The following is a 15,516-nucleotide window of genomic DNA, read 5'->3' on the forward strand; positions in this document are numbered from 1 at the left end:
GTGTCCCGTCAACGCCGTCGGCGAGATGAGGTGGACATGACAGCAGGTGCCAGGCGTCCGGAGGGCCGCGTCGTCGTGGTCGGCGGCAGCATGGCCGGGCTGCTCGCGGCCCGGGCTCTGGCCGACCACGCGGAGTCGGTCGTCGTGCTCGAGCGCGAGCACCTGCCCGATGCCGTCGTGCCACGGGGGCGCGTGCCGCAGGGCCGGCACCTGCACCTGCTCCTGTCGGCCGGTCTCGACCTGCTGCGGGACTGGTTCCCCGGCATCGAGGACGAGCTCGAGAGCCTGGGCGCCGTCCGCGTCGACGGCACCGGGGCGTGGGCACCAGGGCGGTGCCTACCGCGCCCGCGGCGACTGGGGCCACCCCGCGATCTCCCAGACACGGCCCCTGCTCGAGCACGTCGTCCGGTCGAGGGTGCTGGCCCTGCCGGCGTCACCGTCGAGGACGGGGTGACCGTCGAGCAGGTCACACGGTCCGGTCGTCGCGTCACCGGGGTCGTCGCCGACGGCCGGGAACGGCCCGCGGACCTCGTCGTCGACTGCTCGGGCCGCAGCTCGCGGATCGCGCACGACCTCGCAGCAGCGCACGTGCTCGACCCGCCTGTCACCCACGTCGCCATCGACATCGGCTACGCGTCCTTCACGATGCGGCGGTCCGCGGATGACTTCGAGGGTCACTTCGTCGTCTGCATCGACAGCCCCTGCTCGTTCCGGGTCGGCGGCGTCCTCCCCGTCGAGGGCGATCGGTGGCAGGTGACGCTCGCCGGCGTCCACGGCGACGTCCCGCCCACCACGGACGAGGGGCTCGCGGCGTTCGCGGCGAGCCTCCCGACCCCGGCGGTCGCCCAGCTCATCGACCGGTGCGAGCGGCTCTCCGACGTCTCGACCTACCGCTTCCCGTCCAGCCAGCGGCGCCACTACGAGAAGGTTCGCGACCTGCTCCCCGGGCTCGTCATGCTCGGTGACGCGTCGAGCAGCTTCGACCCGGTCTACGGACAGGGGATGACATCGTCGGCGTTGCAGGCGGCCGCGCTCGGTGAGGTGGCGTCACTGGCCGGGGTCGCCGCTGCCGATCTGCCGAAACGCTTCCACCGCAAAGCAGCTCGCATCATCGAGTCGCCCTGGCGCATCGCGGTGGGTGGGGACTTCGGCCATCCGGCGACGACAGGTCCCCGGCCGCTCGGGACGGCACAGCTCAACGGCTACCTCCAGCGCGTCATCCAGGCCTCGCACGCGTCGGTGCCCGTCGCGCGCTCCTTCAACCGGGTGCTCCAGCTCGACGACCCACCGGCGGCGCTCGTCCACCCGGCTCTCGTCGTCCGGGTGCTGCGCGAAGCCGGCCGCTCGCCCGTCGCGACCGGCGCGCAGGTCCGCCACCCACGCATCGGGCCGCCCGTGCTCTGACAGGGGCGCGTGGGCGGACAGGTGGTCGTCAGTCGCTCCGGTCTTTGACAGGGTGGGCGCATGAGGACCGACCACTTCATCCGATTCGAGCACGTCGACTCCGTCGAGGAGGCCGAGCACGGGCTGCTGGCCCGGTTGCACGGCGAGCTGCTGCGCATCGACGCGGTGCGCCCCGACGTCGTGCGGCTCCAGCTGAGCCGCGGAGGGTCGTTCGACCCCAAGCCGACGTATGCCGTGTGCGTCGACCCGATCGCCGCCGACCCCGACGAGCCGGTGGCGTGGCGTGCCGAGCGTGTGGATTCAGACGGGGAGGGCGCGTGGCGGCTCGTCACGGACGACCTCGTCGTGACGCTGTGGCTCGACCCGTTCCGCGTCGACGTGCACCGCACCGACGGCTCGGTCGTCGTCGAGTCGGTGCCGGACTCGGAGGGCCGCTACTGGACGTACGCGACGCTCAACGACGCGTGGACGACGCGCCGCCGGATCGGGCGGGACGACGCGATCTACGGCCTCGGCGAGAAGGGCGGTCACCACAACCGGCGCGGGCGCGACTTCACGATGTGGAACACCGACGTCCTCAACGAGCACGCGACGGCCGAGTTCCGCGCCGGGCTGGACCCGGACGACCCTCGGTCCGACATGTCGAGCACCGAGTTCGACCCCTACTACGTGACGATCCCGTTCTTCTACCAGCGCGACGCGACGAGCGGCGCTGCCGCCGGCTCGTTCGTCGACAACGGCTACCGGGGGGAGTACGAGTTCAGCCGCAACGACGAGTACCGCGTCACCTTCCACGGCGGGCAGTGGACGGAGTACGTCTTCGCGGGCCCCTCGATGGCGAGCATCCTCGAGCGCTACACGTGGCTGACCGGCCGGGCGTCGCTCCCCCCGATCTGGGCGCTGGGCTACCACCAGTGCCGGTGGCACGCCTACTCCCAGGCGGACGTCGAGAGCAACGCGAAGCGCTACCGCGACGACGAGTTCCCTTGTGACGGCATGTGGCTCGACATCGACTACATGGACGGCTACCGCGTCTTCACGTGGGACTCGTCGCGCTTCCCCGACCCGGCGGGCATGCTCAAGGGCCTGTCGAACCAGGGCTTCCGGACCATCTCGATCGTCGACCCGGGCGTCAAGCACGACCCGGGCTACTCGGTCTACGACGACGGCCTCGAGCAGGACCTCTTCTGCCGCACCGAGGGTGGCGACACCTACATCGGCCAGGTGTGGCCGGGCAACACCGCCTTCCCGGACTTCGCGACGCCCGAGGCGCGCTCGTGGTGGGGCGCGCTCAACGCCAAGCACGTCGAGTCGGGTCTGGCGGGCATCTGGAACGACATGAACGAGCCCGCGACCGGTGAGATCGCCCCGCAGGCGATGCTCTTCGACAAGGGCCGCGCCAAGCACGAGCGCTTCCACAATCAGTACGCCCTGCTCATGGCGATGGGCACGATCGAGGGCCTCCGGGCCGCTCGTCCCGAGGCCCGGACCTTCATCCTGTCCCGGGCCGGGTCCGCGGGCATCCAGCGCTACGCGGCGAACTGGATGGGCGACAACCAGGCGCGCTGGGACCACCTGTGGGTCAGCATGCCGATGGCGTGCGGCTTCGGCCTGTCGGGTCAGCCCTTCGTCGGCGCCGACATCGGCGGTTTCCAGGGCGACACGAACCCCGAGCTCTTCCTGCGCTGGATGCAGATGGGTGCGTTGACTCCCTTCTGCCGCAACCACTCCGAGATCAACAACATCGACCAGTACCCGTGGTCGTTCGGTCCCGAGATCCACGACCTCGCCCGTGAGGCGGTGCGGCTGCGCTACCGGCTGATGCCGTACATCTACTCGGCGTTCGTGCGGGCGACCGAGACCGGCGAGCCAGTGCAGCGCCCGCTCGTCCTCGACCACCAGGACGACCCCGCCGTCGTCGACCTCGACGACCAGTACCTCTTCGGCCGCGACCTCCTCGTCGCGCCGGTGACGGAGCAGGGCCAGACGTCGCGCACGGTCTACCTACCGGCGGGCGACTGGTACGACTGGCACACCGGAGAGGTGCACCCCGGCGGCCAGCGGATCACCGTCGAGACGCCACTCGAGCGCATCCCGCTCTTCGCTCGCGCCGGTTCGACGATCCCGATGTGGGTCGAGGCCCCCGCGTCGACCGACGGCTACCGTCCCGAGAGCATCGAGCTGCACGTCTTCGACCCGCTCGTCGACGGTCGGTGGGAGTCGGTGCTCGTCGAGGACGACGGCCTCACGGTCGCCGCCGAGGGTGGGGACGCTGACGAGCCCGCGCGCCTCACGACGACCGTCGTCGTCGAGCGCACCGACGGCGAGGTCTCGGTCGAGCACTCGACGGCGGGACCCGGGTATGCCGGCCACGCGCGGACCCGCTTCGACGTCGTCCGCCACACCGCGGCCTAGCGCGAGCCGCACACTGCGGCTGCGCTGTTCATCGAGGATGCCACCGAACGGCATACGCCCTCATCGGGTATGCCGTTCGGTGGCGCTCCAGCGGCCCTTGAGCAGGTGATCACCGAACGGAAGACTGACGAGCATGGCTGAGACGGCGGAGAACGAGCAGGGCCAGAAGAGCGAGAGCCTGCTCACCGTCCTCGTCGCACTGGCGATGAACGCGCTCATCGCACTCGCGAAGACGGTCGTCGCGGTCATCACCGGTTCGGCGTCGATGGTCGCGGAGGCCGCGCACTCGTGGGCCGACGCCGGCAACGAGATCTTCCTGCTCATCGCGGAGCGCCGCGCCGGCCAACCGCGCGACCCGACACACCCCTTCGGCTACGGGCGCGAGGCGTACGTGTGGTCGATGTTCGCGGCGTTCGGGCTCTTCGGTGCCGGCGCGGTCGTGTCGGTCTGGCACGGCATCTCGGTGCTCGGGCACGAGGAGCCCGAGACGTCGTACGCGTGGGCGTATGCCGTGCTCGCGATCGCCTTCGTGCTCGAGAGCGTGTCGTTCTTCCAGGCGACCCGGCAGACGCGCGCGGAGGCGCGGACCCGGGGCCTGCGGCCGTTGAGGTTCATTGCCAACACCTCGAACCCGACGCTGCGCGCGGTCTTCGCGGAGGATGCCGCGGCGCTCGTCGGGCTCGTCATCGCCGGCGTCGGCATCGCGCTGCACCAGATCACGGGCAACGCGGTCTGGGACGCGCTCGGGTCGATCCTCGTCGGTCTGCTGCTCGGCGTCGTCGCGATCTTCCTCATCGGCCGCAACCGCGACTTCCTCGTCGGCCAGGCGGTGCGGCCTGAGCTGTGGCGCCAGGCGTTCGACCACCTCAGCGGCAGTGACGAGGTCGAGCGGGTCACCTTCTTGCACCTCGAGTTCGTCGGACCGGGCCGGGTCTTCCTCGTCGCCGCCGTCGACCTCACCGGTGACGACCCCGAGGCGAAGGTCGCCGACCGGCTCGCTGCACTCGGGCACCAGGTCGAGGAGCACGAGCTCGTCGAGCTCGCGATGATCACGCTGTCGCAGACGGACGCGCCCACGCTCGTGCCCTGACGTTCGTGCCCTGACGTTCGTGCCCTGACGCAGGCGCTGCTCGCTACCGGGGCAGCACGACGAGGCCGACGACGCCGACGACGTAGAGCGCGAGCACGGCGATGCTGTCGATCCCGAGGCGCGCGTGCTCCTTGGCCGGGCGGAAGACGAGGCCGGCCATGTAGACGATCGTCAGGAGGGCGGCCAGGCCGGTGAGGTAGATGTCCGCGGCGTGGGCGTTGGGCAGGACCGCCTTGCCGGAGACGAGGACGGCGAGCAGGAACAGCACGGGCAGGAACGCGTTGCCGCCGAAGATGTCGCCGAAGGCCAGCTTGTAGTCGCCCTGTCGCACCGCGGTGAGCCCGGTGCTGAGCTCGGGCAGGGAGGTCGCGGCGGCCAGGACGGTGGCCCCGAAGAGGGCGCCGGACAGGCCGACCTGGTCGGCGGCCGCGGAGCCGCTCTCCTCGGCCAGCGCACCGGCGACGAGGGTGGCGAGGGCGGCGGCGCCGAAGACCAGGACGACGCGGGTGGTGCTGACGCCCCGACGGGTGGCCTCGGCCGACCGGGTCTTCTTCGAGTGGCCGCGAGGCTTCGGCTGGCTGTCCGGTGCCTCACCACTGTTGGACCACGGCAGCTTGGTCCCGGCGCGCTGGGTGAGCATGAGCCCGACCACCCAGACGATCGCGATGAGCACGACGTCCGGCGAGAGCCGCGCGACGACGAGGTCCTTGGGCAGCTGGGTGCCCATGATGACGACGACGAGGACCGCGAGCACGATCGCCCCCTCGATGACGAGCGTGAGGCTCGCAGCCTGGTAGGTCAGGGGTCGGCGTTCCCGCACGCCGAACGCATCGAGCGCGACGAGGACGACGGTCTGGATCGCGATGCCGCCGAGGATGTTGCTCACCGCGATGTCGAGGTGGCCGCTCGCGGCGGCGCTGTAGGTGATGGCGATCTCGGGGAGGTTGGTCGCCACGGCCAGCAGGATGAGCCCACCGAGCGCCTGCCCCAGGTGGAGCCGGTCGGCCAGGATGTCGGTGTAGTCGGACAGCGGGATCCCGGCGACCCAGATCACGCCGGCGCAGGCGACGAAGATGAGCAGCTCGGTCCACAGGGGCAGGTGAGGCAGCAGGTTCACCTTTGCACCGTATGGACGCATCTTGGCAACAACCTCAAAGCGGTCGTATGCCGCGTGGTGGCCCTCGGGGCCATGGGGAGCCGGGCCCAGGTTGCGAAACGAGCAACAGGTGCGCAACAACGCGCATTTTCGATCATCGATGTGTCACTGTGCTGGTGTGCGCTATGCGCGGCATCGGGCCATCACCCACGAGCTACGAGACGGAGCCGTCTCGGTGCAGGATCTCGTCGTGCGCCTCGGGGTGTCCGCCGCCACCATCCGTCGCGATCTCGCCCAGCTCTCCGACGCCGGGCTCGTGCGCCGCGTCCACGGCGGCGCCGCGCCGCTCGCCTCACTCGAAATCGACCGCCCCTACGAGGAGGTCGCCGACGACGCCGCCGCCGACAAACAGGCCATCGCCCGGCGAGCAGCCGAGCTGGTGCGCGACGGCGACACGGTCCTGCTCGACATCGGGACGACCACGGGAGCCCTGGCCCGCGAGCTCAAGGGCCGCTCGATCACCGTCATCACGCCCAGTCTCGCCGTCCTCGACGCGCTGCGGGGTGACGCGGCCGTCGACATCGTCCTGCTCGGCGGCTCCCTGCGCCGCGCCTACCACTCGCTCGTCGGACCGCTGACCGAGGAGGCGCTGCGGCGCGTGCGGGCCTCGACCGTCTTCCTCGGCACGAGCGGCATCGACGAGCACGGCTGGGTGCTCGACACGACCTCGGTCGAGGTGCCGACCAAGCGGCTCCTCCTCGAGGCCGGTGGCCGGGTCGTGCTGCTCGCCGACCGCACGAAGTTCCCCGGCCAGGGCTCGATCCGCGTCTGTGACTTCACGGCGGTCACGACCCTCATCACGACCTCCGACGCCCACCACCCGACCCTCGAGATCGCCCGGTCACACGGAACGGACGTCCTGCTCGCCTGACCACCCGCCTCTCACACACCCGCCTCTCACACACCCGCCTCTCACACACCCAGAGAAGGAGCCCATGCAGATGAAACCCACCTCGACCCACGGTGCCAGGCCGCGTCCCCGTGCCACGCGCAGGACCGTGCTGTCGGTGCTCGCTGCGTCCCTCACGCTGGTCGGCGCCGCGGCGTGTGACCGGAGCTCCTCGACCGGGGCCAGCCCGTCCCAGAACGCGGGGGCCAAGGACGTCACGCTGACGATCACGTCCAACTCCATCGCCGGCGGCAAGAACGCCGACGAGGCCGACTGGTACACGAAGTACGTCATCCCCACCTTCACCAAGCAGCAGAAGGACAAGGGCGTCAACGTCACGGTGACCTTCCAGCCGTCCGGGGTCGACGACGAGCAGTACAAGACCAAGGTCGCCCTCGACCTCAAGAGCCGCGCCGGCGCCGACATCATGGCGCTCGACGGGATCTGGGTCGGCGAGTTCGCCCAGGCCGGCTACCTCAAGCCGCTCACCGACGTCGTGGGGCAGAGCGTCACCTCGTGGGAGGGCTGGTCGCAGATCCCCAAGGCGGTGCAGGCCAACGCCTCCTTCGAGGGCAAGACGTACGGCATCCCCGCTGGCACCGACGGCCGCGTCCTCTACTTCAACAAGAAGCTCTTCGCCCAGGCCGGGCTCCCGGCCGACTGGCAGCCGAAGTCGTGGCAGGACATCACCGCCGCGGGGATGAAGCTCAAGGCGATCCAGGGCATCGACCCGATCCAGATCAACGCCGGGACGGCCATGGGTGAGGCGACGACCATGCAGGGCGTGCTCCCCCTGCTCGTCGGCACCGGCTCCGAGATCTACAGCGGCGGCAAGTGGCAGGGCGACACCAAGGCCGTGCGCGACGTGCTGACGCTCTACAAGCAGCTCCTCGACCAGGGGCTCGAGAACAAGAACTTCCAGCAGGCCGCCAAGGGCCGCGACCAGTCCTTCGCGGCGTTCGCCGAGGGCAAGGTCGGCATCCTCCTCGAGGGCGACTACTTCTGGCGCTCGGTCATCAACCCCGACAACGGGGACGCGCCGATGGCCACGCGCAACACCGACGTCGGCTACGCATACATCCCCGCTCGAGAGGCCGGCAGCGGCGTCGGCGGGTCCGACTACGTCTCGATGTCGGGCGGCGGCGGCTACTTCCTCAACCCGAACACGAAGTACCCGCAGCAGGCGTGGGAGCTGCTCCAGTTCATCGGCTCCCCGGACGCCATCAACGCCCTGCTCCACGGGTCGGCGAAGGTCACCGCGCGGCAGGACGTCAACGAGCAGGTGTTGGCCAAGGACCCGTTCCTGTCGTTCATCTCGCAGAAGGTGCTGCCCGTGACGCACTACCGCCCGGGGCTCGCGGTCTACCCCCAGGTCTCCCAGGCGCTGCAGCAGGCCACGGCCGACATCGTGTCGGGCAAGAGCGTCGATGAGGCCGCGAAGGCCTACGGCGCCGCGGTGGAGAAGGCCGTCGGCGGCGCGGACAAGGTGTCGTCATCGTGACGACGGCCGGGCACCCGCCCCTTCAGGGGGAGGCAGGTGCCCGGTGACCGTCACGTCCGTGGACGCGGCGGGACTGGGGCGCCGGCGTGCGGTGGGGCTCGTCACGCCGGCGCTCATCCTCGTCACGGCCTTCCTCGTGGTGCCGGCGGTGTGGACGGTCTACCTCGGCATGACGGACTACCGGCTCACCGGGGTCCAGGCGGCGAACCCGCAGTTCGTGGGTCTCGACAACTACCGCGCGGCGCTCGTCGACCCCGACTTCCGCAACTCGTTGTGGCTGACGCTGCTCTTCGTTCTCGGTTCGGCCATCATCGGCCAGACGGTCGCCGGCTTCGCCCTCGCCTGGACCCTGCGCGGGGTGCCGCGTCTCGTCCGGAGCGGGGTGGAGGCGCTCGTCCTGATGGCCTGGATCCTGCCCAGCTCGATCGTCGCCTTCCTCTGGGTCGCGTACCTGTCCGGTGACGGCGGCACCCTCAACGCCATCCTGGGGACCACGGGCACCGAGTGGCTGCTCGAGCACCCGATGGGCTCGATCATCGTCTTCAACACCTGGCGCGGAACGGCCTTCTCGATGCTGCTCTTCTCGGCGGCCCTCGGCGCGGTGCCGCCCTCACAGCTCGAGTCGGCCCGCCTGGCCGGAGCTGGGACGTTCGCGCAGCTGAGGGACGTCGTGCTGCCGCACATCCGCGGGCACGTCCTCACCAACACGCTGCTCATCAGCCTGTGGACCTTCAACGACTTCTCGCCCTACCTGCTCACCGCCGGCGGACCCAACCATGCGAGCGAGACGCTGCCGGTCTTCATCTACAACAAGGCGCTCTACGGCGGCCAGCTCGGCTACGGATCGGCGATCTCCTTCATCATGCTCGTCATCAACCTCGTCATCGCCCTGTTCTACGTCCGCCTGCTCCGGGAGCGACGATGAGAACCTCAGTGAGTGCCCGCTCGGTCGTGGGGCGCCTCGCGATCACCGCTTTCGTCGCCGCGGCCGTCGCCTTCTGGGCGCTGCCGATGCTCTGGCTCGTGACGGCCCCCTTCGACTCCCACCCGGGCCTCGACGTCAGCTGGCCCGACTGGACCCTCGAGAACTTCCGCAAGCTGTCCGAGAACCCGTATGCGTTCTCCTCACTCAAGAACTCGCTCTACCTCGCGGTCGGCACGATGCTCGGCGTGACCGCGATGGCAGCGCTCGCGGCATACTCCCTCTCGCGGGTGCGCATCCCGGGACGCAACACGATCCTCTACGGGCTGCTCCTGCTCAGCTCGATCGTCACGGGCACCGCGGCGATGGTGCCGATCTTCCAGCTGATGTTCGCGCTCAACCTCGTCGACGACCGCTCCGGCGTCATCCTCGTGCTGACCGGCGGCCTGCTGCCGGCGGCGATCTTCATCCTCAAGGACTTCATGGACGCCACCCCGAAGTCCTACGAGGAGAGCGCCCGCGTCTTCGGCGCGACGCCCCTGCAGGTGCTGCGGCACGTCGTGCTCCCCATCGTCCGTCCCGGGCTCGCGACGATCGCCGTCTGGGCGCTCGTCAACGTGTGGAGCGACTTCCTGACGTCCTACATCCTGCTGCGGGACCCGGCCAAGCTGCCCGCCGGCGTCGTGATGTACACCTTCTACTCCGAGGGCGGACAGGCGAATCTGCCTCTCATCTCGGCGTTCTCGCTCGTCTATGCGCTGCCGGTCGTGGCGCTCTACCTGTTCGTCAACCGACGCTACGGGTTCCGTTTCCATGGAGGCATCAAGAGCTGATGGCCAACATTCGCATCGACGGACTGACCAAGGTCTACCCGGGTGACGTCACCGCCATCGACGGGCTCGACCTCACCGTGGCGGACGGGTCGTTCTTCGCCCTGCTCGGCCCGTCCGGCTGTGGCAAGACGACGCTGCTGCGCACCATCGCCGGGCTGGAGGAGGCCACGGGCGGCGCGATCAACATCGGGGACCGTGACGTGACGCGGCTGTCTCCCGGTGACCGCAACGTGGCCATGGTCTTCCAGGACTACGCCCTCTTCCCGCACATGAGCGTCACCGACAACATCGCCTACCCGCTGCGCATCAAGAAGGTCGCCCGCACCGAGCGCGTCGCCAAGGCGGCCGAGACCGGTGAGGGGCTCGGGCTGTCGGCGCTCATGGACCGCCGCCCCGGCGAGCTGTCCGGCGGGCAGCAGCAGCGCGTCGCGCTCGCACGGGCGATGGCGTGCCAGCCGGACGTCTTCCTCCTCGACGAGCCGCTGTCGAACCTCGACGCACGCCTGCGGCTCGAGGCGCGCACCTTCCTCAAGCGGCTGCAGCGTGACCTCGACGTGACGACGGTCTTCGTCACGCACGACCAGAGCGAGGCCCTCGCGATGGCGGACCAGATCGCCGTCATGGAGGCCGGCCGGATCCGTCAGCTCGGCACGCCGTCGGAGATCTTCCGCCGGCCGGCCAACACCTTCGTCGCGAACTTCATCGGCTCCACGCCGATGAACATGCTGCCCGGCGAGCTGAGCTGCGGCCAGCTGCGGGTGGGCGACCGCGAGCCCGTCGACGCCGTGGCCGCTGGCTGGGCGGCCCGCGACTCGCGCGACGGCGCCGTGACGGTGGCCTTCCGACCGGAGTATGCGCGAGTCGTCGAGGAGGGTCCGCTCGCCTTCAAGGGTGAGGTGGAGACGAGTGAGAACCTCGGCGCGAGCGTGCTCATCACCGCCCGCACCAGCGATGACCACCGCGTGCAGGCCGTCGTGCCCGAGGGATCCGAGCCGGAGCCCGGGGCGGCCGTGTGCATCAGTCCGGTGCCGGGACGGGTTCTCGTCTACGACGAGAGCGGCGAGCTGCTGGCGTCATGACGTCGCAGACCCTGCTCTACCTGCGTCAGCCCTGGCTCCCCGGCGACCGAGCCGAGCAGCAGATCCGCTCGATCGCTTTCGACGTGCCGCGGTCCGCCGCCGCCCTCGAGGTGGAGCTGGCGTATGCCGCCGGCCCGGGTGCCGTGCTCGACCTCGGCCTCGAGGGGCCGTCGGGGTATTTCGGGTGGTCGGGTGGCGCTCGAAGCCGCCTCATCGTGTCGGCGGACTGGGCGACGCCCGGCTACCTCCCGCAACCGGTCGAGCCGGGCACGTGGCAGGTGCTCGTCGGGCTGCACCGGGTGCCCCCGGCCGGGGTGATCATGGAGCTCACGGTGCGCACCGTCGCGGCCGGGGAGGTCGAGCGTCATCGAACGGCCGAGCCGGAGGACCCGCCGTCAGTGGCGCGCGCTGACCGTCGCCCCCGCCGCGATCTGCCCTCGGGGGACGGGTTGCGGTGGCTCGCCGGCGACTTCCACTCGCACACGGTGCATTCCGACGGCGTGCTGTCGGTCGGTGGGCTCGCCGCACTCGCGGCGTCGCGGGGGCTCGACTTCCTTGCCGTCACCGACCACAACACGACGAGCCATCACGCCCACCTGCCGGAGGCAGTGCGGCGGCACGGCATCGTGCTCGTCCCGGGGCAGGAGGTGACCCGGGACGTCGGCCACGCCAACGTTTTGGGCGACGTCGGGCTCGTCGACTTCCGGAGCCCACCCGAGACGTGGGCCCAGCAGGCCGAGAGCCGGGGCGGCGTGCTGTCGATCAACCACCCGCTCGCCGCGGACTGCGCATGGTTGTTGCCGGTCGACCACCCGCCGGTGGCCGAGGTGTGGCACTCGTCGTGGGCGCAGGTGCCGACGTGGGGAGCGCCGCTGGCCTGGTGGCTGCTGACGCCCGACACCGTGCCCATCGGTGGCAGCGACTTCCACCAGCCCGGTCACGACGGGCTCCCGGGATCTCCGACGACGTGGGTGCTCGCCGAGGGCGACGACGTCGTCGGGGCCGTGCGCGCCGGGCGGACTGCCGTGAGCGCGTCGGTCGACGGGCCCCTCGTCATCCGCGACGGTGACGAGATCGTCGCCCTCGACGCGGAGGGGCTGCTCCTCACGGGACCGGGCCGGTCGCGCCGCCGGGTGCTTGGTGACCGTGTCCGCGTGCCGGCGTGGTCCGGTCCGTGCTGGCTCGAGGACGACTCGCGGATCGTCCACGCCCTGTGCGGCTGACGGCCACGCGCACCCCTCCTCCTGACAATCGAAAGAGCGATCCGTCCGGCCGGACGGATCGCTCTCTCGATTGGATTGGGGCGGATTGCTCTTTCGATTGTGTGTGTTGGTCAGGGGTGGAGAGGTGCTCCGACGTCGATGCGCACTGCGGCGATCTCCCACGGGCGCAGCGGAACCCGGACCCGACCATCGGCCACGTCGAGCTGGCTGCCCACCGTGCCGAGCCCGTCGACGAGGGTGGCCTCGTGGACGGGCAGCGCATCGGACCCGAGCACCGCGACGGTGGGCTGACCAGACATGTTGACGACTCGCACCTCGACGGCCGTGTCGGCATCGGTTCGGCGTCGCAGCGACACGAGCTCGACGCCGGCGCCCAGGAGGCTCAGGCCCTCGACCGACGGCAGCGCTCCGTCGGTGGGCCCGGCTCCGCGGGCCACGACTACCGGGTGGAGGTAGGCCTCGGTCGCCTCGGCGACCTCCGCCGCGGCCCACGAGCCCTGGTGGGGCATGACGGCGAGCGACAGGTGGCACGGCCCGAGCGCCTGAGCGTCGGGTGTCGGCAGCTGGGGACCGGCCGGCTCGCTGCGGTAGGGGTGGACGTTGCGGCTGAGGTAGCCGATCGAGCGCAGCGCCGTCACGGCGACCTCCGTACCGTCGGCTGAGGAGTCGTTGTCAGCGTCCACGATCTCGTACTCCACCGTGCGGCCGACGAGGACCGCGACGCCTCCCGCGTCGACGAAGCGCTCGGCGGGGAAGGTCGGCAGCGGGTGCTCGCCAACGGGGCCGGCCTCCGCCGTGCGACCTCGCTCCACGACGGCGAGCTGACCCTGCGCGTGCGACACCGCAGCCGGCCGGGCGGTCGGGACATGAAGCCGCAGCCGGTGGTCGCGGGTGACGTTCTGCCAGTCGAGCCGGAGCCGGACGAAGGGCTCGCCGGTCCGCAGCTCGACGTGCATCGCCACCGCGGTGGACTCGGCGGTGTCGGACCGACCGGCAAGGTCGCTCGTGACGGGGAGCTCGTAGCGGCGGTCGACACGGATCGCGCCGACCACCGGGCCCTCGCTGCCGAGCGCCGTCACCGACACCTGCGTCGGTTCACTGACGAGCACGTCGTGCTCCGGTGGGGCGTAGTTGTAGGAGTCGCCAGGGTCGCCTCCGTCGACGAGCCGCCCGACCCCGCGGAGGGTAACCCCGTCGGCGGTGACGGTCAGGGCGCCGTCGTCGTCGACGCGGACCTGCACGAGCCCGTTGTCGAGCACCCGCTTGCCCTGGCGTATGCCGTGCCGCCCGCCCTCGCTCGCCCGTGCGGTCTCGCTCGCCGGTGCCTCTGGTGCGGTGGGCACGGGCCGAGTCAGCTCTGTCACGCGAACGGCGGTCCAGCCCAGCGGGGGCGCGGGGATGACGGCTGCGAGACGGCGTCGGGGCTCGTCAGCGGTGATGACGTCCCAGACCGCGTCGGGCCCGGATGCGGCTGCCGCAGTGCGTAACCGGCTCTCCGCCGCGATGGCGTCGAAGTCGGGGTCGCCGTGGTCGGCGAGCTGGAAGGTCAGGCGCTGGTTCGCCTCGTCGATCTCGATGTCGCGCATCTGGAGACCGAAGAGCTCCCGGTCGTGCACGCGGTGCATGAGCCGCGGCAGGTCGGCGGAGCGGACCCGCTCGCTCGCCAGCTCCGTGGCAGGCCGCGAGACCTCCTGGGCGGGGACCACCCGGCCGGCGGGCAGCTCGAAGCCGACCGCGGACCAGTGCCCTGGCACGGGCAGCGTGAGGTCGATGACGTCATCCCGTTGTGTGGCAAGCGGATTGGCGACGACGACGGACCCGGCCGGACTCAGCGCCTCGGCTGCGGTGAGAGCTCGGTCGCGCACGGCCTGCGCGGCGTGCTCGCCCTCCTGGAGGCGGGCGAGGACCTGCACCGCGGTCTCGTCGACCCCGCACCCGGTCACCGAGTCGTGACACGAGGAGTCGATGACCCGGCGCCAGGCCATGGCCAGGTAGTGCGCCGGCAAGGCCCGAAGGTGCAGGGCCGCGAACGGCTCGGCGTAGCGGGTCAGCAGGCGCTCGGTGCGGGCCATCGCCTCCTTGAGCTGCCAGCGCACCGAGAGCACGCCGGGCAGGATGTTGGCGCGGGCGTGGCTGCGCAGCTCCCCGTCGACGAGGCGCAACGCCTCGCGCGGGTGGCGCGGCTCGGCGAGGTAGTCCGTCAGGGTGGCGACCCGAACGTGCGGCCCGCCTGCGGTCCCGTGGGCGACCTCGTTCAGCTCTGCCACCTCGGCCATCAGTGAGGGAAGCGGGGCTGCGTGGTCGGTGCCGTACATCGCGAGGAAGTCCCCGGCATACGCCCTCGACTGCGTGGCGAGGCGGGCCGCGAGGCGTTCGGCCGCGGCGCCGCTGCCGAAGACGTCGGCGGCGTTGCCGTAGCTGTTGACGAGGAACTCGGTGCGGATGCCGGTGCCGTCTGGGGAGCGCCACCAGAACTCGTGGCAGTCGACGTCTGCCGGCACGCCGCGGTAGACGACGGCCTGCTCGATGCCGACGTGCCGCAGCAGCTGGGGCATCTGCGCGCAGTGGCCGAACATGTCGGGCAGGTAGCCGATCGGCATCACCGTGCCGAGGCGGGAGGCGTCGGCCCAACCCATCTCGAGGTTGCGGATCATCGTCTCGCCCGAGCAGAGGAACTCGTCCATGAGCACGCGCCACGGGCCGATCGCGAGCTGGCCCCGGGCGACGAGCGCGCGGACGGCCTCGGTCTGCTCGGGCCGGACCTCGAGGTAGTCGTCCACCGCAGCCATCTGGCCGTCCATCGTGAAGCGGAAGTCGGGCTCGCGCTCCGCGCGCGCGACGACGTCGTCCATGAGGTCGACGAGACGGAGGCGGAAGCGTTGGAAGGGCTCGTACCACTCCCGGTCCCAGTGCGTGTGGGGGACGAGCCACACCGTTTCGGTCATGGCTCACGATCATGTCAGCCGAGACGTTCCGGTTGCCGGATGCGCGCTGACCTCTTGTC

Annotated in this window: 11 protein-coding genes; 9 read left to right on the forward strand and 2 right to left on the reverse strand. The window is 70.8% G+C overall.

Annotated elements, in window-relative coordinates; all coding sequences use genetic code 11:
- Positions 1–36: 36 nt before the first annotated feature.
- The 3 genes from AC1DIW_RS20765 to AC1DIW_RS20775 all read left to right on the forward strand — a co-directional run bounded on the left by AC1DIW_RS20765 (position 37) and on the right by AC1DIW_RS20775 (position 4,909).
- The gene (locus AC1DIW_RS20765) at positions 37–1,404 is read left to right on the forward strand and encodes an NAD(P)/FAD-dependent oxidoreductase (protein ID WP_478110616.1); all 1,368 of its coding nucleotides are present in this window, start codon (positions 37–39) and stop codon (positions 1,402–1,404) included.
- Positions 1,405–1,464: 60 nt separating this feature from the next.
- Complete coding sequence (locus tag AC1DIW_RS20770; RefSeq protein ID WP_478110618.1) at positions 1,465–3,819, forward strand: glycoside hydrolase family 31 protein; 2,355 nt, start codon at positions 1,465–1,467, stop codon at positions 3,817–3,819.
- A 133-nt stretch (positions 3,820–3,952) separates the two neighbouring features.
- Positions 3,953–4,909, forward strand: coding sequence for a cation diffusion facilitator family transporter (locus tag AC1DIW_RS20775; RefSeq protein WP_478110619.1), 957 nt, complete (start codon positions 3,953–3,955; stop codon positions 4,907–4,909).
- Positions 4,910–4,952: 43 nt separating this feature from the next.
- On the opposite strand, the gene AC1DIW_RS20780 is transcribed toward AC1DIW_RS20775, so the two are convergent.
- On the reverse strand, positions 4,953–6,026 hold the full coding sequence (locus tag AC1DIW_RS20780) for a sodium:calcium antiporter (protein ID WP_478110620.1): 1,074 nt from the start codon (positions 6,024–6,026) through the stop codon (positions 4,953–4,955).
- Positions 6,027–6,183: 157 nt separating this feature from the next.
- Between AC1DIW_RS20780 and AC1DIW_RS20785 the strand changes: the two genes are divergently transcribed.
- The 6 genes from AC1DIW_RS20785 (at position 6,184) to AC1DIW_RS20810 (ending at position 12,512) form a co-directional block, all read left to right on the forward strand.
- Entirely contained in the window at positions 6,184–6,936 is a 753-nt protein-coding gene (locus tag AC1DIW_RS20785) for a DeoR/GlpR family DNA-binding transcription regulator (RefSeq protein ID WP_478110622.1), read from the forward strand.
- 64 nt (positions 6,937–7,000) lie between these two features.
- Positions 7,001–8,455: an extracellular solute-binding protein gene (locus AC1DIW_RS20790; protein ID WP_478110624.1), complete on the forward strand. Its 1,455-nt coding sequence runs from the start codon at positions 7,001–7,003 to the stop codon at positions 8,453–8,455.
- A gap of 43 nt (positions 8,456–8,498) precedes the next feature.
- Positions 8,499–9,380: a carbohydrate ABC transporter permease gene (locus AC1DIW_RS20795; protein WP_442281186.1), complete on the forward strand. Its 882-nt coding sequence runs from the start codon at positions 8,499–8,501 to the stop codon at positions 9,378–9,380.
- 8 nt (positions 9,381–9,388) lie between these two features.
- Positions 9,389–10,210, forward strand: a complete 822-nt coding sequence (locus AC1DIW_RS20800) for an ABC transporter permease subunit (RefSeq protein ID WP_478110626.1) — start codon at positions 9,389–9,391, stop codon at positions 10,208–10,210.
- On the forward strand, positions 10,210–11,289 hold the full coding sequence (locus AC1DIW_RS20805; protein WP_478110628.1) for an ABC transporter ATP-binding protein: 1,080 nt from the start codon (positions 10,210–10,212) through the stop codon (positions 11,287–11,289). Before AC1DIW_RS20800 ends, AC1DIW_RS20805 begins: the two co-directional genes overlap by 1 nt.
- Complete coding sequence (locus AC1DIW_RS20810) at positions 11,286–12,512, forward strand: CehA/McbA family metallohydrolase (RefSeq protein ID WP_478110629.1); 1,227 nt, start codon at positions 11,286–11,288, stop codon at positions 12,510–12,512. Before AC1DIW_RS20805 ends, AC1DIW_RS20810 begins: the two co-directional genes overlap by 4 nt.
- A gap of 110 nt (positions 12,513–12,622) precedes the next feature.
- On the opposite strand, the gene AC1DIW_RS20815 is transcribed toward AC1DIW_RS20810, so the two are convergent.
- A complete protein-coding gene (locus AC1DIW_RS20815; RefSeq protein ID WP_478110631.1) occupies positions 12,623–15,457 on the reverse strand; it encodes a glycoside hydrolase family 38 N-terminal domain-containing protein in 2,835 nt (944 codons plus the stop codon).
- Positions 15,458–15,516: the final 59 nt, after the last annotated feature.

The sequence above is a fragment of the Terrabacter sp. 01T434 genome (assembly GCF_056398545.1).

Coding starts and splice junctions, on each gene's coding strand:
- AC1DIW_RS20765 (WP_478110616.1), top strand. CDS start 37: ATGACAGCAGGTGCCAGGCGTCCGGAGGGCCGCGTCGTCGTGGTCGGC.
- AC1DIW_RS20770 (WP_478110618.1), top strand. CDS start 1,465: ATGAGGACCGACCACTTCATCCGATTCGAGCACGTCGACTCCGTCGAG.
- AC1DIW_RS20775 (WP_478110619.1), top strand. CDS start 3,953: ATGGCTGAGACGGCGGAGAACGAGCAGGGCCAGAAGAGCGAGAGCCTG.
- AC1DIW_RS20790 (WP_478110624.1), top strand. CDS start 7,001: ATGCAGATGAAACCCACCTCGACCCACGGTGCCAGGCCGCGTCCCCGT.
- AC1DIW_RS20805 (WP_478110628.1), top strand. CDS start 10,210: ATGGCCAACATTCGCATCGACGGACTGACCAAGGTCTACCCGGGTGAC.
- AC1DIW_RS20810 (WP_478110629.1), top strand. CDS start 11,286: ATGACGTCGCAGACCCTGCTCTACCTGCGTCAGCCCTGGCTCCCCGGC.
- AC1DIW_RS20815 (WP_478110631.1), bottom strand. CDS start 15,457: ATGACCGAAACGGTGTGGCTCGTCCCCCACACGCACTGGGACCGGGAG.